Genomic DNA, 20,957 nt, shown 5'->3' with positions numbered 1-20,957 from the left:
TCTCCTCAGGGTTCAAGGTCGGCGGCAGCGGCCGCTTTCGGCCGGCCGCGTATCAGCGACTCGGGGTGCCGGCCCAGGTAATCGGCAAGGTCACGCAGCGAACGTGACATGCGCTCCAGTTCGTCCAGGGTTTCGCCCATCCGCTCGCGCTGCGGCGAGTCCTCGGAAATGGCCGAATTGGCGGTGCGCAGGGTCTTGTGCACCTCGTCCAGCGCCACCTTCACGTCCGGCAGCGTCTGGCCATTGAACTGCTTGAGGCTGGCGCGCAACTCTCGCAGGCTGCCATCCAGGTTGTTGGCGATACTCTCCAGCGGCAGTTTGCTGATGCGCTCCACCACACGCTGCAACTGCTCCTGCAACTGCTCCAGGCTGCCGGGCAATGTGGGTATGGTGATAGGGTCTGCGGTCTTGTCGAAGGCCACCTTGGGGGCATCGGGGTAGAAGTCCAGGGAAATGAACATCTGCCCGGTGATCAGGTTGCCGCTGCGCGCCTGGGCCCGTAGGCCGTGCTCGACGAAGGTGCCGATCAGCCTCCGCGCGCCATCCATGTCGCCTTCGGCGTGCTTGAACACGGCCAGCATCTTGCGGTGCACCGGCCCCAGCCGCTGCGGGTAGATCACCGCATCGACCACCACGGGGAAGCTCTGCCGGGTGGCATCGTAGTCGAGCTTGACCGAAGTGACCCGGCCAAATTCCACACCCTTGAACTCCACCGGCGCGCCCACCGACAGGCCGCGCATGGCCTGGTCGAAGCGCAACTGCAGGTACTGCGCCTGGCCACTGGGCGGTGCCAGGGCGGTGTCGCGGTCGGCAAACAGCTGAAAGCGCGCCTGGTCGGCAGCGAGTTCGGCCTGCGGGGCGAAATCTGGCGAGCCAAAGGCCAGCCCGCCCACCAGGATGGACGACAGCGATTCGGTATCGATCTTCAGGCCGTTCGCACCAATCTGCATGTCGACGCCACTGGCGTTCCAGAAGCGGGTATCGGCGGTGACGAAGCTGTCGTAGGGGGCCTGCACGAACACGCCGATCTCCACGCCCTTGCCATCGCCCTGCAGGGCAAAGGACACCACCTCGCCCACCGGTATCTTGCGGTAGTAGATCGACGAGCCAATATCCAGCGACCCCAGGTCGCTGGCGGTCAGGACAAAGCGCTTGCCCTTTTCGTCGTAGGTGATCGGCGGTGGCAGCTCCAGGCCGACAAAGGACTTCTCCGGCACTTTCGACTCGCCGGAATCCGCCCCGATGAAACTGCCCGACAGCAGCGTATCCACACCGGACACACCACCCACGCCAATGCGTGGCCGCACTACCCAGAAGCGCGCCCCCTGGGTGGCGAAGGCACGGGCGTCGTTGGACAGCTGGACCTTGGCGACCACGCTCTTCTTGTCATCGGCGAGGTCCACCGTGGTGACTTCGCCGATCACCACGCTGCGGTACTTGACCTGGGTCTTGTGCGCCACCAGCCCTTCCCCGGTGTGGAAGGAAATGGCGATGACCGGCCCCTGCTGCATCCAGTTGCGCACCACCAGCGAAGCGCCGATCAGGATCGCCAGTATCGGCACGATCCATACCAGCGACACACTCCAGCGCCGGGTGTGCACTTCAACCTGCCCCGCGCCCTCGCGCTTGTCAGTCTGTTGCACCATCAATGCGGCCTCCCTCGTTGGCACGGCTATCCCAGATCAGGCGTGGATCGAAGCTCATCGCAGAAAACATGGTCAGTACCACCACCATGCCGAAAAACAGGATGCCCACCCGCGGCTCGATGGTGCCCAGCCCACGCAGTTGGACCAGCGCCGCAACCAGCGCCACCACCATCACATCGAGCATCGACCAGTAGCCGATCAGCTCGACGAAACGGTACAGCTGCGAGCGCTGTCGGCAAGCCCAGGTGGAACCGCGCTGGGCGGTAAAAAGCAGCAGGCCGAGCGAGAAGAACTTGATGGCCGGTACACCCACGCTGGCGATGAAGATGATCAGCGCGATATCCCAGGCACCGGCCTCCCAGAACTCCAGCACGCCGCCGCCAATGGTGCTTTCGCTGCCGCTGCCGAGCATTTCGGTGCGCATCACCGGCAGCAGATTGGCTGGAATGTAGAAAACCAGGGCCGCCAGCAGAAATGCCCAGCCGCGGCTGATGGCATTGGCCTTGCGCCGATGAATGGCGGCGCCACAGCGCTCGCAGGTGTGCATGCCGCTGCCCAGTTCGCAGGCCTGACCGCAGCCATGGCACAGGCACAGTCCCAGATCATCGGCGCTGGCCGGGGTATTCATACCTGCTCCCACAAGTCGCGGATGTCCTTGCCGGCGACATGGATGATCAGCATGCTCAGCGCGGCCAGGGCCAGCAGGCCGATGCCGGGGATCACATCGAGCAGCCCCGCCAGCTTGATCACGGCCACCATCGCCCCCAGCAGGCACACCTCCAGCATGCTCCATGGCCGCAAGCTCTCCAGGCTGCGCATGCACACAGCAAAGCCGGGGGCGCGCTGGCCGGCCAGGGCGAAACTCAGCAGCCAGCACAACAGGGTAATCTGCAGCACCGGCGCGAAGATGATCGCCAAAGCCATGACCAGGGCGATGAAGGTGATACTGCCTTGGCTGAGAATCTGTACCGAGTCCCATAACGTCGCCGAGTGGGTCAGCCCTTGCATGCCGATGGTCATCACCGGGTAGAAGTTGGCGAACACCAGCAGGATGCCACCCGTCACGCTCAGGGCCAGCCGCTGCTGCACGGTCAGCGAGGTGTGCCGATACAGCACGCCGCCACAGCGCGGGCATACGGCGCGCTGGTGTTTGAGCAACGGCGCACGGTGATACACCGTGTCGCAGTATTCACAGATGATCAGGTGCTGAGTCTGGTTCATGGCGGTTCCACAGGCAGCCTGGGTTCAGGCCGTCATATGCAGGCGAACAACATCTGATATCCGGTTTAGACCATCCCGGCAAAACTGCCATCAGGGGCAGCAAAGCCGGACTATCCTCTGAAACGGGATCCCCACTTGCTGGAGGTTTGCCATGCGTACGTTCACGTGGAGTTGCCTGCTGGTGCTGCTGTGCGCAGCATCGGCAGCCCAGGCGCAGTCGGTGGTGCCGCTCAAGGGCCAGAGCAGCCAACAGATGCAACTGGATATCAATGACTGCAATACCGTCGCGACCAATGCCGCGAACAGTGCCGCGACCTCCAGCGACCCCCATGTCGGTGGCCGCGTACGCGGTGCCGCCGCCGGCGCGGTTGCCGGTGCGGCAGGCGCGCAGGTGCGCGGCAACCAGCACGACGAGCTGTATGACCGGGTTGGTGACGATGCCAAGCAGCAATACCGGCAGAACCGCGCGGGCGAAGTGGCTGCCGCCGGTGCTGCGGTCGGTGGCATGCGCCAGCGTCAGGACCGCCGTCAGGACCGGCGCGGCCAGGACGAAGCGAAAGCCCAGGCTCATGCCAGTGCCTATGCCGGGTGCCTGCAAGGGCGCGGTTATCAGGTCAGCCCCTGACCGCCGGGCACGCCACGCTCCTGCATGGCGTGCCCGTTTCAGAACGTCGCCAGCTGCTCCCGGCAGAACTCCACGAACAGCTGCGCCGGCTTGGTCAGTTGCACTCGCTTCAACCAGGCTGCTGCCAGCCCTGACAGCGCTACTGGCTCGGCAATATCCAGCATGGCCAGGCGTTGCCCGTCGTAGGTGTACTCCGAGTGAGGCCGCGTTACCAGCAGCGAAAAACCGAAGCCCTGCCCGACCATGCCGCGCACCATCTCGATCGACGGTGAGCTGAAGACAATGTTGGGCGTAAGGCCCATTTCGTTGAACAGGCTGACGAAGTAGGTACGGCTGGGGGCAACGTCCAGCAGGATCATCGGCTCCGGGCACAAGTCGCGCAGCGACACCTGGGCCTGGCCAGCAAAGCGGTGGTTCTCGGGCAGCAGCACATAGGGTTTCTGCGGCGGCATCAGCGGCTCGGCCTCGATGGTGCCGTCCAGGTCATGGTCGTAGAGGAACGCCAGGTCGAAGGTACCCGCGGTCAGGCCTTGGATCAGGTCCTGCTGTTCGCCGTCGCGCAGGCGGATATCCACCCCCGGGTAACGCTGGCGAAAGCCGGCGATCAGGCGCGGCAGGTACAGCGGGGCCACGGTTTCGAAGCAGCCAATATCGATTTGCCCGGCCACGGTGTCGTTGTCGGCCAGGGCGTTCTGCTCGAATTCATGGGCCATCTGCAGCAGCGACTTGGTCTTGGCATAGAAGCGCTTGCCGCTGGGCGTCAGTGACACACCCTGAGCGTGGTGGCGGATGAACAGCTGCACACCGAAGCTTTCCTCCAGGCCCTTGATGGCCGTGGAGATGGAAGGCTGGGCGATGTAAAGCTGGCGTGAAGCCTCGGCCACGCTGCCGGCTTCCACGGTGGTGACGAAGTACTTGAGTTGTCGCAATGTGTAGGCCGCCACGGGCACCTCTCTGACGCCGGTCTGGGCGCGCTGGGATCATGCCTGTCACTTTACCCTTGGCAGCGGCTGGTTGGGGGGCGGGTAATGAAGGATTTACCTATGGCTTGAGCAGGTTTTTACGAAGGGGGCGCCGGGCGCCCCCCATTGCTTCACTCGAAATCGATATTAGCGATTACACAGTCATCACCAATCAATTTGTACCCTGGCGCGCAGGGCATGCCGACTACGGGCCCTATACCGCGCTTGCGCCGGGACAGTGTTGCCTGCGGTTCTGCATTTTCCAGCTGCTCCTGGTCGAGAGTGTCGTCTGGCTCGTTCATGGGTTTTTCTTGCATGGGGTTCACTCCTTGGTTTGGGTGGTATTGCCCGATCGAAGCTACAGCCGCCATTGCCACCAACCCATCTGGAACTTTGACCGGAAAGAGAAATGCTGTCGGACCGCATCGTGATATTCGCAGGCGCCCCGAGAGAGACCTGGCCAAACGCCCCCGATTGTCTTTACTGATACTCAACGGTTCCAGGCATAGGGCGTGCATTCATGAAGATCGTGGTCACCAGCATTCTCGTCGATGACCAGGCCAAAGCCCTGGCTTTCTACCACCATGTACTCGGTTTCGAGCCCAAGCACGATATGCCCATGGGTCGACACCGCTGGCTGACGCTGACCTCCCCCAACGACCCCAACGGCGTCGAGCTGCTGCTCGAACCCGACGCGCACCCGGCCGCCAAGGACTACAAGGCCGCACTCAAGCAGGACGGTATCCCCGCCACCTCGTTCGGCGTGCGCGACATCCAGGCCGAATACACCCGGCTGTGCGCGGCGGGCGTGCAGTTCACCCAGCCGCCTACCGCCATGGGGCCCGTCACCGTAGCGGTGTTCGATGACACCTGCGGCAACCTGATCCAGATCCTACAGAAACACTAGCAACGTTCAGGGCCCCACGGGCAGGCGCAAGGTCGCGCGCAACCCGTGGGGCGCCTGGTTGCGCAACTGCACGCTGCCACCCAGGCGGGTCATGATGGTGCTGACGATCGACAAACCCAACCCGGCGCCATTGGTCGAGCCCTTGCTGTAGAAACGCTCGAACACCCGCTGCTGGTCCACCTCGGCAATGCCCGGCCCTTCGTCGTCGACACTGACCAGCAAGGCCTGCCCTTCGCGCTGCAATGTCACCGTAACCCGACCGCCTGCCGGCGAATGGTCCACGGCATTGGCCACCAGGTTCTGCAAGGCGATACCCAGCAAGCCCGCGTCGGTGTGCAAGTGGTAGTCGCCTGCAGCGATGTCCAGCGAAGGCTCAAGCCCGCGCTCCAGAATCCATGGAGTCAGCTCGGCCAGGGTTTCGGCCACCACGCCCTCCAGGTCCACCCGCGGCCAGTCACGGCGGCCTGGACGCGGCTCCAGGCGAGCCAGGGTCAACAGCTGGTTGACCACCCGGGCAAGGCGGTCGACGCCGCCCATCAGGAACTGCAGGGCCTTGTCCCGCTCGGCAGCGCTGTCTGCATTGAGCGCGTTCTGCGCATGCAGGCGCAGGATGGCCAAGGGCGTGCGCATCTCGTGGGCAGCGTCGGCGATGAAACGGTGTTCGCGGCGCAGCAAGTCATCGATCTGCCCGAGCAGGCGGTTGATCGCCGCCTGCATCGGTTCAAGCTCCTTCGGCAGCGGCACCAACTGCAGCGGCTCCAGCGACTCGGCGTGGCGAGCGCGGATCACCCTGGCCATGTTCTGCAGCGGCTTCAGCCCCCAGCCAATGGCCGCCCACACCAGCAAGGCCAGGGCCAGGCTGCCGAACAGGAAGGGCAACAGCGTGTGCCGCACGATGCGTTCGATCAGGTCGTCACGTACGTCGTTGCGCTCGCCCACCCAGATCACCCAGTGTTTTTCCGGTACCGGCAGGACGAAACTGCGCCAACGGCGCCCTTCCACCACCACATCGGCAAAACCTGGCACCCGCGGTGCCTGCTCCAGCTGGGGGGCGCTGGGTGTATGCACCAGCAGCCCGTTGTCGTCGGCCCACACCTGAAAGGCCAGCTTGCTCTCGTAGCGGTGCCCCACCTTGTGGTGCCCGGCCTTGCTCAAGGCCTCGTCGAAGGCGCGGTACAACTCGTCACGGCTCTGTTCCTGCACCGGCAGGCTCATGATGCCCTGCAACAGCCGAGCGTTCTGCGCCAGGTGGGCGTCGTACACCTCGTTTATTTCGTGGCGGCTGTCGTGGTAGTTGTACAGCGCCAGCAACCCGCTGCCGACCAGCAACAGCAGCATCACCCGCCACAAGGTACGTTGGCGCAGCGAGCTCATGCCTTGCGTTCCACCAGGTAGCCGATTCCGCGCACGGTGCGGATCAGGCTGTTGAACAGCTTCTTGCGCAGGTGATAGATATTCACTTCCAGGGTGTTGCTTTCCGGCTCCTCATCCCAGCCATACAGCAACTGGGTCAAGCGTTCGCGGGTGAACACCTTGCCCGGCTGGGCCAGCAGTTCGTGCAAAAGCAGGTATTCCTTGGGCGTGAGCACCACCGGCTGGCCTTGGTAGTGCACCTGCTGGCTGACCGGGTCCAGGCACACACCAGCATGCTCTATCAGCACCCGGGCGCGGCCGCTGCTGCGCCGCAGCAAGGCCCGCAAGCGGGCCTTGAGTTCGTTGAGGTCGAAGGGTTTGACCAGGTAGTCGTCGGCGCCGGCGTCCAGCCCGGCGATGCGGTCCTCGGTGGCGTCGCGGGCGGTCAGCACCAGCACCGGCAGGCTCTTCCCGGCTGCACGCAGGCGCCGCAACAACTCGATGCCATCCAGGCGCGGCAAGCCCAGGTCGAGAATGGCCAGGTCGAACTCCTCGTGGCACAGGGCATGCAGGGCGCTGGCACCATCCTGCAACCAGTCGAGGGTATAGCCCTCGCGGCGCAGGCCGTCACAGATCCCCTCCCCCAACGCGGCGTCGTCTTCTACCAGCAGCAGGCGCATGCTTAATCCTGTTTGTCCTTGATCGCTTTGAGTAAAGCATCGATTTCACCGCGCCGGCCCTGATCGGCCAGCTCCCGCCCGGGCCGGGGCGGTGCCTGCAACGCCTTTTGCAGGGCGGCGCGGGCTTCGACGTAGCGGTTCTGCCGGTACAGGTGGTCAGCCCAGAAGTAATTGCTGTCGATACCGTCGGGGTTGATCACCAGCGCCTGGCGCAGCATGGCCTCGGCCTTGGTCTGGTCACCGAAGCTCAGCGGCCAGCCGGGCACCTGGTCGTACAGCGCGCCCAGGCTGGTGTAGGCCGAACCTTGCAGAGCCTTGGGGTCAACGGCCAGGGCCTTTTCCAGGCTGGCGCGGGCAGCCTTGACTTTGCCCAGCGCCCCCAACCCGCCGGTGGCACCGGCCCAGCTGCTGTTGACGATGCCGTCCCAGATCAGCGGCTCGGCCGAGCCCGGCTGCTGGCGCACCAACGCCGCCGACTGTACCGCCAGGGCCTCGAACGCGCCGGCACGCTCGGCTTCGGGCAGGTTGTAGCGAATCACCGCCCAGCGCTGCTGGATGGCATTGAGTTGCTGGGTACCGTTCTGGTCGAGGGCCCAGGTGAACGGGGCGATGGCCAGCAGACTGGCCAGAATCACACGTTTCATTTGCTCGACTCCTTGCTGTGCCAGGCGCTGTAGCGACGGATCAGCGGCAGTTGCTTGCGCAAGGCGCGATCAACCACGCCCGGCAGCATGCCGTTAAGGCGCACGAAGAGTTTTTCCGGCCAGCCCAGGTACAGTTCGCTACGCTCGGCCTGTACTGCGTCGAGCACCGCCCGGGCGACATCCTGCGGGTCATCGACGCCCACCTTCAACGCCTGGTTCAGGGCCTGCGCGGCGCTACTGTTCATCGTCGTGCGGGTGGTGCGCGGTGCGGCATACAGCACGTTCACCGAGGTGTCGGCAAGCTCGCGGCGCAATGCCTCGGAGAACCCGCGCAAGGCAAACTTGCTGGCGCAGTAGGTGGCATAACCGGGGTAGCCGATGGAGCCGTAGATCGACCCCACGTTCACCACCAGTGCACTGGGCTGCGCGCGCAGCAACGGCAGGCACAGGCGGGTGAGCTGCACGGCGGCCTTGATGTTGAGGTCGAACAACTCGTCCAGGGCGGCCTCGTCCATCTGTTCGAGCAGGGCGAAGCGGTTGACCCCGGCAGCGTTGATCAACAGGTTGCAACTGTCCATGTCCCGCGCTGCCTCCAGCACTTCACGGCGGCCTTCGGCGCAGCGCAGGTCGGCCTGCTGCCAGCGCAATTGCCCGGGGTAGCGCGCCATCAGTTCGGCCAGCTTGCCCTGCTGCCGGCTGACCGCCAGTACGCGGGCCCCGGCACTGCAAAGCTGGTCCGCCAGCTCCAGGCCGATGCCACCGCTGGCGCCGGTGAGCACCGCCACGCAATCAGGCAAGCGCATGCTGTACCTCCTGCTGCGCGGCACGCGGCAGCCCTTCGAACATGGCGGTGTAAAGGCGGTACACCACTTTGGCAGCGTGGACTACCGCCTGCTGGTCCTCGGGCTGGTCCAGGCGGTTCATCAGGCCACGGTAGGTGGCCATGTGGTCCTGGTCCAGGGCGCCATGGGAACTCAGGTAGCTGAACGCCTGGTCCGGCAGGCCCAGGCTGCCCTGCAGGGTACCGGCAGCCTGGGTGGCCAGGGCAATGCTGGTGCCTTCGAGCACGTTGACCATGCCGAACAGCCCGACCGGGTTGCCACGGGCAATCTGGTCGTAGAGAAAGGCCACCATCAGCTCGATAGGCAATGCCGGGCGGCCGCCCGCCACCTTGTGTGGGTCGCCACCACAGGCGGCGATGTCATCGAGAATCCAGCGCTCATGGCCGTATTCCTCCTCGATGTACTCGCACACCGCGCCGCGCAGCCACTCCAGCCGAGCCGGCAAACGGGCCCCGCAGGCCATCATCAAGGGTACGGTGTGGCGCACGTGGTGGTAAGCCTGGGTCAGAAAGGCCACATAGGCCTCGAGGCTGGCCTTGCCGGCCAGCGCGTCGCGGATGACCGGAACACTGAACAATGCCGTACGCTCGTCGGCGGTTTCCTGCTGCAGCGTATCGAAGAAAAGCATGGCAAACCTCGTGGGTCATTGAAGGTCGGATAACAAGGACTGGTAACACCGCAGGATCTGTTCGCGGCGAGGCCGGCCGTTGGCGGTAAGGGTTTGCCCGGCGGCACTCAAGGGTTCGGGCAGGCGCCGCCAGGCATGCACCCGGGCATAGTCCGGCAGGCCGGAATTGGCCTGACGGATGGCCTGCTCGAGGGTGTGGTCGTCAGCCTGCGGGTCCAGCGGCCAGATCAGCGCCAGGTTGTGTGCCAGGCCTTCGCCGTGGACAAATGCCTGGGCGATCACCCCGCCCTGGGTCAGTTCGGCCTCGACCCACTCGGGGTTGACGTTGCGCCCGAAGCTGGTGCTGTACTGGTGCTTCTTGCGCCCGGCCAGGTACAGGAAGCCGTCGCTGTCGAAGTGGCCCAGGTCACCAGTCGGCAACCACGGCTCTTCGAAGGGTGGCTCGCCCAGGTAGCCGAGCAACGCCGAACCGGCCACCTGCACTTCGCCGTCCTCGGCAACGCGCACCTGCACATGCGGCAGCGGCCGCCCGACACTGCCCGCGCGGTGCGCCCCAGGGCGATTGAGGCAGACCACCGAGGCACATTCGGACAAGCCATAGCCCTCGAACACCGGCAGCCCGACGGCCTCGGCCCGGGCCAGCAGGCTCGGCGCCACCCGCGCACCGCCTACCGCCACGAAGCGCAACGGGCCGACCCGCATCAGGCCGCGCTCGATGGCGGTGACCAACCCAAGCAGCAATTGCGGCACCAGGATCAGGCTTTCGGCACCACTCAAGGCGATGGCGCCCAGCAATTGCTTGAAGTCGACCTGGCTGGCACCGCGAAAACCCAGTTGCGCCTGCGGGTACAGTGCAATGCTCGCCCCGGCCAGCAGGGCTGCGTACAGGCCCAGGTTTTCCAACAGCACCGCCAGGGGCAATACCGCCAGGTACTTGCCTGGTGCCGTGGGCCGGCTGGCGGCCTCCAGTTCAAGCGCTACCCGCAGCATGGCATCAGCGCTCAGGCATACGCCCTTGGGTGCACCGGTGCTACCGGAGGTGTAGGTAACCTTCGCGGTGCCCGGGGGCAAGAGTGCGGCCGCTGGCAGCTGCCGGCTCCAGAAGCGCTCACCGCTAGTGAAGCCGCTGGCGTGCAAGTCGTCAGCGAAGGCGTCGTCGGCCAGCGCCAGTACCGCCCCGCTCTGCGCCAGGCAGTGGCGGCGCTGGGCGCTGCTGAAGAACGCCGGCAGGATGACGATGGGACGCGCCGCGAACAGCGCCGCCAGGTCCCAGAACAGCGCCTCGGGGCTGTTCTCCAGGGCCAGGGCGAAGGTGCCCGGTGGCTGCACGCTCAACCAGGCCTGGCGTTGCTCGACCTCGTCCAGCAACTGTTGATAGGTGAACGGCCCGCCAAGGCCCAGCAACGCCGGTTGCGCCCCTCGGTGGCGGGCATGCAGTTGCAACACGTCCCTGAACAGCTGGCATTCACGCGGCATGGCCGGCCTCCTGCACGCTCGCGGGCAAGCCCAGCCGCTCGAATACGCCGCCGCGGGCCAGGGCTGCATGACCGTAGTCGATGTTGCCGACGAACACTTGCGGGTGCTGCGCGTAGTAGCTGCCCCAACTGTTGGCATCGCCGTTCAGCCGGCCAGGGTCGGCCACGGCCAACGCCGTGGGCACCAGGCCCAGGCGATGAAAACTGTTGACCAGCGTCGCGGCACCGGTGAAGGCCACCCACTGCAAGCCGCGGGCGGCCAGCAACCAGGTCACGGCAATGATCATGATCCGCGCGCTGCCGGCGCTGAGCGCAGCCAGGTTGCCCACTTCGACCAACTGCGTACGGCTGACCGGGCTGGCCGACAGCCGGGTCACAGCCGCTTCCAGCGGTTCATCCAGGTAACGCTCGATGAAGGTCGGGCCACTGCTGGCCAGGCGTATGCCGGCAGCGGCCATCAGGCGCCCGTGGCTGTCATGCAGGCCGAGCAGTTCGGGCAGGTAGTGCTGCACGTCGGCGTGGTGCGCGCAGGCAAAGCGGGCGTGAATGAACTGTTCCAGCTCGTCGCGCCCCGGCGCCCCCGGGTGTTTCAGTGTCATGTGGGCAAGGCGATCGCCGTGGCTGCCGATAGCCAGTGGAAACAGGCTGGCGCTGTCTGCCTGGGTCATGGCTGTCCCCCTTTCAAGTCAGGTCTCGGGGGCAGTATCAGGGGGCAATCTGAAGCCAATCTGAAGTGCTACATTTGCCATTGCCCTCATGCGCACCAACAAGGAAAACAGATGCGCCACGAATTCAGCGAAGTGCTCAACGACCTGGTCGACTACTTTCTGCTCGGCGATATCCAGTTGCTCGAGCGCTTCAAGCAACAACATGAACTGCCCGACGACCTGGCCCATGCGTTCACCCACGGCGACAGCGGCGACCAGGCGGTGCGCGAAGGGATTGTGCTGCCACTGGCCGGAGTCGATAACCTGCCCTACCGCATCCTGTTCACCCTGGACAACCATACCCCGGCCCTGCGCGAACCCGGCAGCCGCCTCAAGCACCGCCGTAATGGCTATGTGCTGCAGGTCGAGCACGGTGCGCTGATGCTGTACACCTGGCGCATCCTGCAGCACTTCACACCCAAGACGCTGGGTGACCTGATGGCGCGCTACCAGGTACCCGGACGGCCGATCATCGAGCTGGACAATGGCTGGTATGACGTGGAGGTGCTGGCGGGTGCGCTGGTGCGGGACGGGCTGTACGAGCCGGCGTTCGAGTTCGTGTTGAAGAAGCGCTGGAGCCGGGGCGAGGCTGCCGGAGTGGATACCGGGTATGCCTTTGGCTTGCGTGGCTATTTCGACTGATGGGTTGACTGTGCCGGCCTCTTCGCGGGTGAACCCGCTCCCACAGGTATCTCACTGCCCTCAGGCACAGTGGTATCCCTGTGGGAGCGGGCATGCCCGCGAAGAGGCCGTTACAGGCAGCCTCAAACTTCAAGTGTGGTTGATATCACGGTCCTTGGTCTCCGGCAGGAAGAAGATCCCCAGCACCGCCGTCATCACCGCAATCACGATCGGGTACCACAAGCCGTAATAGATATCCCCGGTCGCCGCCACCATGGCAAACGCCACGGTCGGCAGGAAGCCGCCGAACCAGCCGTTGCCGATATGGTAAGGCAGCGACATCGAGGTGTAGCGGATACGCGCCGGGAACAGCTCCACCAGCCAGGCCGCGATCGGCCCGTAGACCATGGTCACGTAGATCACCAGAATGGTCAGCAGCAACAGCACCATCGGGTAGTGGATCTTCGCCGGGTCGGCCTTTTCCGGGTAGCCAGCCTCTTTCAACGCCCCGCTCAAGGTCGCGGTAAAGGCGTCGCTCTGTGCCTTGAAGTCCGCTGCCGCCAGGCTGCTGCCATCAAAACTTGGCAGTACCCGTTCACCAATGCGGATCTGCGCCACGCTGCCGGGTTCGGCCGCTTCGTTGGTATAGGGGATGGCCCGCTTGGCCAGCAAGCTCTTGGCGATGTCGCACGAGCTTGTGAATTTGGCCTTGCCCACCGGGTCGAACTGGAACGCGCACTGGGCAGGGTCTGCCATCACCACCACCGGGTTCTGCTCCTGGGCGACGAACACATCCGGGTTACCGTACTGGGTCAGCGCCTTGAAGATCGGGAAGTAGGTCAGCGCGGCGATGATGCAACCGGCCATGATGATTTTCTTGCGGCCGATGCGGTCGGACAGGCTGCCGAAGAAGATGAAGAACGGCGTGCCGATCAGCAGCGAACCGGCGATCAGCAGGTTGGCGGTCTGCGGCTCGATCTTGAGCATCTGCAACAGGAAGAACAGCGCATAGAACTGCCCGGTGTACCACACCACGGCCTGGCCGGCGGTGCCGCCCAGCAGCGACATGATCACCACCTTGAGGTTGTCCCAGCGGGCGAACGATTCGGTCAGTGGCGCCTTGGACGCCTTGCCCTCGGCCTTCATCTTCATGAACACCGGCGACTCGTTGAGCTGCATGCGGATGTATACCGAAATCGCCAGCAGCAATATCGACAGCAGGAACGGCACCCGCCAGCCCCAGGCCTCGAACACCTCGTTACCCATCGCCGTGCGGCAGGCCATGATCACCAGCAGCGAGAGGAACAGCCCCAGGGTGGCCGTGGTCTGGATCCAGGCAGTGAAGAAGCCGCGCCGGCCTTTGGGTGCATGTTCGGCCACATAGGTGGCCGCGCCGCCGTATTCGCCACCCAATGCCAGGCCCTGCAGCAGGCGCAGGCTGATGAGGATGATCGGCGCGGCCACGCCGATCGTGGCATAGCTGGGTAGCAGGCCCACCACAGCGGTGGACAGGCCCATGATGACGATGGTGATGAGGAAGGTGTACTTGCGCCCGATCATGTCACCCAGGCGGCCGAACACGATGGCGCCGAATGGCCGTACGGCAAAGCCGGCGGCAAAGGCCAGCAAGGCGAAGATGAACGAGGTGGTTTCATTGACCCCGGCAAAGAAGTGCTTGGCGATGATCGCCGCCAGGGAGCCGTACAGGTAGAAGTCGTACCATTCGAATACCGTGCCCAGGGACGAGGCGAAAATGACCTTGCGCTCCTCCCGGGTGATACCGCGTTGGGGCGCGCTGCCCGTGGATGTGCTGTCGAGAACCGCCATGGGTGCCTCCGTCTTGTCGTCATTCAGGCCGGGAGCACCTCATGTCATTTACACCATCGCACCCAGGCCCTGGGGGCTTGCTTTGGATATGCGAAGCACGACGAGGCAGGCCGCCTCGGATCGCAGCAAGGTATCTGAAGCATAATAGGCTTTGGCGGGATATCCACTTGGCTTACACGGCCCCTGCAGGACCGCGCCAGCCTGGAGAGAGCCACAGCTTGCCTTGTGCGGTATCGACCCAGTGCTCGAGGGTGTGCAGGTTACTCATGGGGCCTTGGTTGCCGGTACCGGCCCTTTCAGCTCGACCTGGTTGCCATCGGGATCGTAGCAGTACAGCGACAGCCCCTCACCCTCGGCGCCATAGCGCTTTTCGGCAGGTTCTACTTCAACTCCCGCGGCTTGCAGGTAGGCCGTAAGTGCCGCCTCGTCGAACGGCTCGATGCGCAGGCAGAAATGGTGCAGATTGCGCCCCTCGGCCCCAGGCGCCGCCCCACCAGGCTGCCCCAGGGGGCCGTCTAGGGTTACCAGGTCGATCATGGCCGTGCCCGTGGCCAGGTGGACCATGCCCAGGTCTTCGCGCACGCGGCTGACCGTGCAGCCGAGCAGTTCGGTGTAGAAGGCGACGCTGCGCTCCAGGTCGCTGACCCGCAGGACGAGATGGTCGATATGCTTGATGGCGAATGGTCGCATGCCAAGGCTCCTTGTGGCCGGTGGATTCCTGAGGCTCACCACCATAGCCCACGCGCGCATGGCATGGCCATATGCAGTTACTCGTTTACCAACCGTTGCAGCACGCCCCCTTCATGGCGAGCCAGGATGCGCAACAGTTGGTCGACCAGCGCCCGGTCCGGCGCATCCAGGTGAAAGTGGTGCCCGCCCGGATGCCAGGAGATCTTCGCCTGGATGGGCAAGGCCGCCTGGCGGCGAGTAAAGGCTTCACCGGTGAATGCCCCCTGCCGGCCGAACAGCAGGTACAACGGGCAACGGATCTGCCTGAGCAAATCGCAGGCTTCGCGCTCGGTCAGCGGCATGGGTTCGGGCAGCACCAGCCGTGGGTCGTGGCGCCAGCAATAGCCCTCGCCCAGTTGCAGCAGGTCACGCATTGCCAACAGCCGTGCCGCCTCTTCCGACAGCTCGGTGTCCAGGCGCTCGCGGCGTTGTTCCAACGCCGTGTCCAGGTCCTCGAAACGGTCGACGTCCGGCTCGGCAAAACCCTGCAGCTGGCTGCGCTGCACCATGCGCTTGAGCCGGTAGGCCCGGGCCAGGTGCTGCACGCGGTCATCCTCGGCCACCGTGAACGGTGCGCCCATGCCGTCGAGGAAGGTCATGCTGGCAATACCGCTGGTCATCGCTGCCAGCAGCGACGCTACCCCGGTGCCCATGCCATGGGCCATTACATGGAATTGCGCCAGGCCCAGGCTGTCGGTCACCGCCAGCATGTCCTGGGCATGTTCCCACAGGTAGTAGCCACTGTCGTGGCGGCGGTGGTCCGAGCGGCCGTGGCCGACCAGGTCGGGGGCGACCACGAAGCAGCCGTCCAGCATCGGTGCCAGGCGCTCGAACGAGGCGGCGTTGTCCAGCCAGCCATGCAGGGCCAGCACCGGGATGCCATCCTCCGCCCCCCAGGTCCGTACCGCTATTTCAATACCGTCGAGGTCCAGCAGGTGATCCTTGGGACTGCACAGCGAATGCATCGTAGTTCTCCCTGATAGAACGCCGGCCCATGGCCAGGCATCACATGACATCGGCCCATGCCCCACACGCCGGCATCATCCACACGACATGCCTACCCCATGTCTTGCTCCACCATCTCCCAACGACCCTGCCCGCGCTGCTCCCCTACCGACGCTCTCGTGCACAGGACCGACCTGTGCACCCAACTAAATACCACCGCATGCCGAGGTGAAACCTGTCGACTGGCGCCTCCATTGACCACGAGTATCGAGCATGACCAGCAAACCCATGCCTTTCCATCAGGCCCAGATTGTCCGTAACCTGCCTACCTGGTGCCGAACGATGCACCCCGACCATACCCGCCGCGTCGTGCAGCGCGTGCGCAAGGACTACCTCGACGAAAACGGCTCGCCTTACACCTGGTACGCTGCTGCCAGCGACGAAGACCAGGCGCATGTGCGGCAGCTGATCAGCGCCCGCGATGCCGCGTTCAAATCGCTGCGAATCTTGCTCGAGGACTTCAGGCAGATCAGCGAATTCTGCAAGCCTTTGCTCGAGAGCCGGTTGGGCCCCGATATCAACGCGGACAAGGCCCAATACCTGCACCAGCCGTTCAAGGTGTACACCAAGCTGGAAAATGCCCCCGGCCTCGATTTTTCGCTCGGCGGTGACGATACGTACATCAAGCGTCCCGAAGGGCCGCCACAGAAGCGCTCGCTGCTGGAGGCCGCACTGCACAATTTCGAAGGGCCCGACGAAGTGGGCCCGTTCGACACCCTGACCCTTGGCCCGGGCAACGACGCCTCGCTTCCCGGGCTCGAGCCCGAAGCGTTCGTCAGCCTTTGCCGCAGCCTGGACCTGGGCCAGCAGTATCAAGACCACTTGCAGAGCATTTATGAAGGCCCGAGAAAGGCCGCGATCGAACAGCAGTGGATCGATGCAAGCCAGCAGGCGCTGAAAACCGAGACAATGATCGCTTATCTCAAGAACCTGGTAACGCTCAAAGGTCGCGATGCCTTGGTACAGCTATGCGACAACGACAGCACGCCGCGTTACGGTGAACACAAGCTTCACTGCTGGCGCTTCAGCCTGTTCGGCATCCCGCTTCATGGCGTACTGCTGACAGGCCCTGATGAAGCCGACCAGATCAATCCGTGCATGCTCTACATTCCCCACGATACCGAACACCCGGTGAGGGAGTTTGCTTCTTTGCAAAAGGCCGGCTCATTCCTGCGTCAACGCCTGGTGCAAACCACGTTTCGCCAGGACTTGATCAGCTTCGCTGACCAGGACAACCAGGTCGAGCTCAGCCGCAAGCTCGAAAATGCCGTATTCAAGCACGAGGCTTCCACACGCAAACCCAACGACAAGCCTGAGCTGCACTTCAAACGAACGCGCCTGGCCCTTCCTGTCTGGCAGGTGCTTTACAGGGACCACAAGCGCCGCGTCAAGGCAACTGCCAGAGCGATTGCGGTACCGACCGCCGATGCCGACGCCAAGGCACGCAAGGAGCGGCTGCAGCATTGGCTGGACGCAGGCATGAACATACTGAACGTGGCCGCCTTCTTCGTGCCTGGGCTGGATGCCGTGATGCTTGGCGTATTTGCCTACGACCTCATGGATTCGGTGTTCACCGGGTTCGAAGCCTGGGAAGAAGGCGATACCCAGGGAGCGCTGCAACAACTCGAGTCACTTGCCGTCAATGCCGCCGTGATTGCCGGTTTCGCCGTCAGCAGCAAGGCGCTCAAGGCATCAGGGTTCGTCGATGCGCTGGAAAGCGTCTGGAAAGATGGCCGCGAAAGGCTTTGGCACCCTGACATGGGTCCCTACAGCACTTCGAACTCGTTGCCGGTGGGTGTGCAGAAAAACGCCCAAGGGCTCTACGTCATCGATGACAAAACCCATGTTTGGCTTCAAGGCACACTGTATGAAGTGTTCGAAACCGACGGTCAGTGGCATGTGCGCCACCCGAACGCCCCGGATGCCTACACTCCGGCCTTGCACTACCTCGGCGACCAGCGCTGGCAGCTGGCCCACGACAACCCGCTCGAATGGGACGAATCGCAGCTGCTCGAAGGGCTGGGCCAGTTCGCCCAGGGGCTGGATGCATCGGAGCAACTTGCCGCCTTGCGCATTACCGAAGTCGACGCAGACACCTTGCGTCGCAGCCAGGTCACCGGCTCGCGGCCGCCGGCTCTGCTGGCCGATACCTTGCTGCGCCTGCGACTGGCTGGCGACATGGATGGCATCATCACCAAGGTACGCCATGGCCAGCCTTTGGCTGCACATATGAACTTCGCGCTGCCGGAACTGGTACAGCTGCCTGGCTGGCCCGCGAACTACAGGCTGAAAGTCTTCACCGGTGCCGAAAAATGGGGGGACGCAGTCTACTTCGGTGCGCAGCCAAAAGCCGACACGCTGCAGATCGAGATCGGCCGCACAGAACTTGACGAAGGCGGACTGAGCCAGGTTGTCCTGGCGCAGATGGACGAAGATGTCATACAGCAGTTGCTACCCGATACACCAGCAGAGCAGCGCCCGGGCGCCCTGAACGAGCTACTGGCCAACCACCTGAAAGCGCGTCGTCGCGAAGTCTACGCGAGCATGCTGGAAAGCCATCGAGTACCGCTTGGCGACGAAGCACAGACTTTGGGCCGCCAATTCCCCGGTTTGCCCGACAATGCCCTTGAAGAGCTGGTCGCGCATACCGACAGTGCCGAACGCGAACGCCTGAAGAGTGGGCGCGTGCCCTTGCGCGTGGCTGAAGAAGCCCGCTACCTGCAAGCCCGCGCCCGCCTCGATCGTGCCCTGACCGGCCTGTACCGACCAGCCCTGGCCAATGCCGACAGCCAACTGCTGCGTGACGCATTGGTAACCGAACAGCCGCAGGCGAATGACGCTGAACTGTTCGCCAGCGCTCTCGCCGACCGCGCGGGCTGCGCCGAGCTACTTGGCCAGCAACCCATCAAGCCAGGCTTTCGCTCGCCCATGCGCCTGGCACATGGGCGAATCGGTTACCCGCTCAGTGGTCGAGGCGCAGGCCCTCTTGACGAAAGCGCCGCGACACGCCGACTCAAGTCATTGTTTCCCTCACTGAGCAACAACCAGATCAGAGCCCTGCGGATCGAACTGAGCCAGACCGGAGATCTGGGTGCGGCAGTACGGCAACTGCAGACAGAGTGGCAAGATCTGAAACGCTATCTGGATACATGGTACAAGAGCCCGCACGACCTCACCGAGCGCTTCGAGCGACAAAGATGCGCCGAACGCATCAAGGATGCATGGCGGCGGGAGGGTCAAAGCAATCTGGACAGGCTCGTTCTGGAGCGAATGCGGTTACCCGAGTTACCAGCGATCACAGCCAGCCTGCCCCACATACGTGAACTCAAGCTAAACGAACTGCAACTGCAACGACTGGACAGGGCGTTCCTGTCACGCTTCCCCAACCTGCAAGTGCTGGAAGTGACCAACAACCGGGAAATCGACGGAGAAGCGCTGTTCCAAGCACTCGAATCGGTGCCCAGGCTGCGCTCTCTGGACCTGACCGGCAACACCCTTGCTGCCCTCTCACCCACCGCACAGCGAGTGCTGGCAGCGATGCCAGACCTGCGCCAGCTGAACCTGCGGTACAACCGGTTGACACTGGATCAAGCGACATTGTCCTTCCTCTGCAGCCGGCCACTGGATGTCCTCAAGCTGGGGAACAACCTCATCACGCTCGATGAAAACCTCGCCACGCGCTTCCAGGACATGGTCCATCCGCAGCAGCTGGACCTGAACTTCAACCCGCTGCAGCATGCGCCTGATGTGCGCTACATGGCGCGGCTGCAGCGCCTGAACCTGTCCAATGCTGAGTTGCGGGCATTTCCCACTGGCTTGACCACCCTGATGAGCCAGACACAGTACCAGTTGCGCTACCTGGACCTCTCATTCAACCGCATTCACCATGTTCCAGACCTGGAAGGTATCCTGCGCAGTCCCTATGCGCGGGATGTTGCCGCTCGCTTGCCCGAGCGCCGCTGGCTGTTCAACTACAACGATCTGGAAGCCGAATCGGCCAGACGCCTACGAGCCAGCGGCGTCAATATCTTCGAGCACGCGCCCGACAGACCAGAGTGGCAAGGGGTATGGCGCGATGCCGCGACAGCCCAGCAGATAGAGCTGTGGGCCGAACTGTTCGATCAGGGCGACAATGGTTACCTGCAAGCGGTGTTGGAGCGCCTGACCGAGTCGGTGGAAGCACGACGAGATCCGCAAGGCCTGCGTGCGCGAGTATGGGCACTATTGCAGCAGGCCCACGAGGATACGGCGTTGCGCGAGCGGTTGAACGAAGTGGCGCAAGCCTCCCCCGCCACCTGCGGTGATGCCGCCGCCGATGGATTCAGCGCCTTGGAAACAGCGTTACTGGCCAAGCAAGCATCAGAGGGAGCACAGGGCACGCTCAAACCGCTGCTCGAACTCTATCGCAAGCTGTATCGTCGCCATAAAGTCGACGAGTTGGCCGATCGCATCAGCCTGCATCGCAACTTGCGCCAACAGAAGCTGAAGGAAAATGCTGCGCAGTTACCGCCCCGTGATGTGCTGGATGTCGAGGAAGCGTTCCCCGATACGGACCTTAAAACGGGCCTGGTTGACGATATCGAAGTCCGCCTGGCGCTGCGCCAGTCCTTGAGCGCAGAGCTCGATTTCCCTGAGCCCAGCAGCGGCATGCTCTATCGGGATGTTGCACGGATCAACCAGCAAATCATCGACAACGTACGCGATGCCGTGCGCAAACTCGATACCGATGCCACCGCCCGACAGGAGTGGATCAGCAAAGAACCGGTCTGGGTTGATTACTTCAAGCGCGAGAATGCCGGTCAGTTCGACGCCATTGCCGAATTCTGGCGCCCGGGCCTGGATTATCTGTTGTATTGCCTAGATGAAAACCAGGAGCCGGTCACGCACCTGGACAACGCGATATTACGTGCATTGGCCCCGCAAATGCCTACCTCTGCGCTGGACGAAAACGGCACGCTACGTCGGGTTCCCCTCAATGAGGAAGCCTATGTCAAGGCTACGAACGCCCTGGCCCAGGCACAGCAGGAGGTGGAAGCCGGGCTACTGCTAAGCCTTACCCGGCAAGCGGACATCCTCAATGCCTGA

19 protein-coding genes are annotated in these 20,957 nt (G+C 63.8%); 4 read left to right on the top strand and 15 right to left on the bottom strand.

All coding sequences use genetic code 11. The annotated features are described in order from the left end of the window. Positions 1 to 5 precede the first annotated feature (5 nt). From CAF92_RS16055 to CAF92_RS16045, 3 genes are read right to left on the bottom strand one after another with little or no spacing between them, the layout of a single operon-like run. Positions 6 to 1,646 carry an intermembrane transport protein PqiB gene (locus tag CAF92_RS16055; RefSeq protein WP_085601356.1) on the bottom strand — a complete coding sequence of 547 codons (1,641 nt, stop codon included), beginning with the start codon at positions 1,644 to 1,646 and terminating at the stop codon, positions 6 to 8. Next, positions 1,630 to 2,274 carry a paraquat-inducible protein A gene (locus CAF92_RS16050; RefSeq protein WP_046613970.1) on the bottom strand — a complete coding sequence of 215 codons (645 nt, stop codon included), beginning with the start codon at positions 2,272 to 2,274 and terminating at the stop codon, positions 1,630 to 1,632. Before CAF92_RS16050 ends, CAF92_RS16055 begins: the two co-directional genes overlap by 17 nt. Continuing rightward, entirely contained in the window at positions 2,271 to 2,867 is a 597-nt protein-coding gene (locus CAF92_RS16045) for a paraquat-inducible protein A (protein ID WP_085601355.1), read from the bottom strand. Before CAF92_RS16045 ends, CAF92_RS16050 begins: the two co-directional genes overlap by 4 nt. A 151-nt stretch (positions 2,868 to 3,018) precedes the next feature. On the opposite strand from CAF92_RS16045, the gene CAF92_RS16040 reads away from it, so the two are divergent. Further along, positions 3,019 to 3,492, top strand: coding sequence for a YMGG-like glycine zipper-containing protein (locus CAF92_RS16040; RefSeq protein ID WP_085601354.1), 474 nt, complete (start codon positions 3,019 to 3,021; stop codon positions 3,490 to 3,492). Between the two features lie 38 nt (positions 3,493 to 3,530). Here the strand turns inward: CAF92_RS16040 and CAF92_RS16035 are convergent, their stop codons facing one another. Together CAF92_RS16035 and CAF92_RS16030 are read right to left on the bottom strand one after the other, a co-directional pair. After that, a complete protein-coding gene (locus tag CAF92_RS16035; RefSeq protein WP_085601353.1) occupies positions 3,531 to 4,436 on the bottom strand; it encodes a LysR family transcriptional regulator in 906 nt (301 codons plus the stop codon). Between the two features lie 149 nt (positions 4,437 to 4,585). Then, the gene (locus CAF92_RS16030) at positions 4,586 to 4,771 is read right to left on the bottom strand and encodes a hypothetical protein (RefSeq protein WP_046613974.1); all 186 of its coding nucleotides are present in this window, start codon (positions 4,769 to 4,771) and stop codon (positions 4,586 to 4,588) included. 203 nt (positions 4,772 to 4,974) lie between these two features. Here CAF92_RS16030 and CAF92_RS16025 point away from each other — a divergent pair, with 203 nt between their 5' ends. Further along, positions 4,975 to 5,361 (top strand): VOC family protein, encoded by a 387-nt coding sequence (locus CAF92_RS16025; RefSeq protein WP_046613975.1) that lies wholly within the window; start codon positions 4,975 to 4,977, stop codon positions 5,359 to 5,361. Between the two features lie 6 nt (positions 5,362 to 5,367). Here CAF92_RS16025 and CAF92_RS16020 read toward each other — a convergent pair whose 3' ends face one another. Genes CAF92_RS16020 through CAF92_RS15990 form a run of 7 tightly spaced genes read right to left on the bottom strand, consistent with a single transcriptional unit; the run spans position 5,368 to position 11,651 of the window. Continuing rightward, positions 5,368 to 6,735 carry a sensor histidine kinase gene (locus tag CAF92_RS16020; protein ID WP_046613976.1) on the bottom strand — a complete coding sequence of 456 codons (1,368 nt, stop codon included), beginning with the start codon at positions 6,733 to 6,735 and terminating at the stop codon, positions 5,368 to 5,370. After that, entirely contained in the window at positions 6,732 to 7,394 is a 663-nt protein-coding gene (locus CAF92_RS16015; RefSeq protein WP_046613977.1) for a response regulator, read from the bottom strand. The genes CAF92_RS16020 and CAF92_RS16015 overlap by 4 nt, the downstream gene beginning before the upstream one ends. Positions 7,395 to 7,396: 2 nt before the next feature. Then, on the bottom strand, positions 7,397 to 8,038 hold the full coding sequence (locus CAF92_RS16010) for a hypothetical protein (protein WP_085601352.1): 642 nt from the start codon (positions 8,036 to 8,038) through the stop codon (positions 7,397 to 7,399). Next, positions 8,035 to 8,841 (bottom strand): SDR family oxidoreductase, encoded by an 807-nt coding sequence (locus tag CAF92_RS16005; protein WP_085601351.1) that lies wholly within the window; start codon positions 8,839 to 8,841, stop codon positions 8,035 to 8,037. The genes CAF92_RS16010 and CAF92_RS16005 overlap by 4 nt, the downstream gene beginning before the upstream one ends. Next, positions 8,828 to 9,508: a TenA family transcriptional regulator gene (locus tag CAF92_RS16000; RefSeq protein WP_085601350.1), complete on the bottom strand. Its 681-nt coding sequence runs from the start codon at positions 9,506 to 9,508 to the stop codon at positions 8,828 to 8,830. The genes CAF92_RS16005 and CAF92_RS16000 overlap by 14 nt, the downstream gene beginning before the upstream one ends. Positions 9,509 to 9,523: 15 nt before the next feature. Further along, the gene (locus tag CAF92_RS15995; protein ID WP_085601349.1) at positions 9,524 to 10,984 is read right to left on the bottom strand and encodes an AMP-binding protein; all 1,461 of its coding nucleotides are present in this window, start codon (positions 10,982 to 10,984) and stop codon (positions 9,524 to 9,526) included. Next, the gene (locus tag CAF92_RS15990) at positions 10,974 to 11,651 is read right to left on the bottom strand and encodes a thermostable hemolysin (RefSeq protein WP_085601348.1); all 678 of its coding nucleotides are present in this window, start codon (positions 11,649 to 11,651) and stop codon (positions 10,974 to 10,976) included. Before CAF92_RS15990 ends, CAF92_RS15995 begins: the two co-directional genes overlap by 11 nt. Before the next feature lie 111 nt (positions 11,652 to 11,762). On the opposite strand from CAF92_RS15990, the gene CAF92_RS15985 reads away from it, so the two are divergent. Beyond that, positions 11,763 to 12,332, top strand: a complete 570-nt coding sequence (locus CAF92_RS15985; RefSeq protein WP_023662794.1) for a hypothetical protein — start codon at positions 11,763 to 11,765, stop codon at positions 12,330 to 12,332. A 129-nt stretch (positions 12,333 to 12,461) separates the two neighbouring features. Here the strand turns inward: CAF92_RS15985 and CAF92_RS15975 are convergent, their stop codons facing one another. The 3 genes from CAF92_RS15975 to CAF92_RS15965 all read right to left on the bottom strand — a co-directional run bounded on the left by CAF92_RS15975 (position 12,462) and on the right by CAF92_RS15965 (position 15,832). Further along, positions 12,462 to 14,138, bottom strand: a complete 1,677-nt coding sequence (locus CAF92_RS15975) for an MFS transporter (protein ID WP_046613983.1) — start codon at positions 14,136 to 14,138, stop codon at positions 12,462 to 12,464. A gap of 264 nt (positions 14,139 to 14,402) precedes the next feature. Further along, complete coding sequence (locus tag CAF92_RS15970; protein ID WP_046613984.1) at positions 14,403 to 14,828, bottom strand: VOC family protein; 426 nt, start codon at positions 14,826 to 14,828, stop codon at positions 14,403 to 14,405. Positions 14,829 to 14,905: 77 nt separating this feature from the next. Further along, the gene (locus tag CAF92_RS15965) at positions 14,906 to 15,832 is read right to left on the bottom strand and encodes an alpha/beta fold hydrolase (protein ID WP_085601346.1); all 927 of its coding nucleotides are present in this window, start codon (positions 15,830 to 15,832) and stop codon (positions 14,906 to 14,908) included. Positions 15,833 to 16,085: 253 nt separating this feature from the next. On the opposite strand from CAF92_RS15965, the gene CAF92_RS15960 reads away from it, so the two are divergent. Beyond that, positions 16,086 to 20,957 (top strand): NEL-type E3 ubiquitin ligase domain-containing protein, encoded by a 4,872-nt coding sequence (locus CAF92_RS15960; RefSeq protein WP_346641919.1) that lies wholly within the window; start codon positions 16,086 to 16,088, stop codon positions 20,955 to 20,957.

Source organism: Pseudomonas sp. B10(2017), from assembly GCF_002113295.1.
GTDB lineage: Bacteria > Pseudomonadota > Gammaproteobacteria > Pseudomonadales > Pseudomonadaceae > Aquipseudomonas > Aquipseudomonas pudica.
Note: the sequence above shows the minus strand (reverse complement) of the source record. Positions and strands in the feature narration are given on the sequence as shown.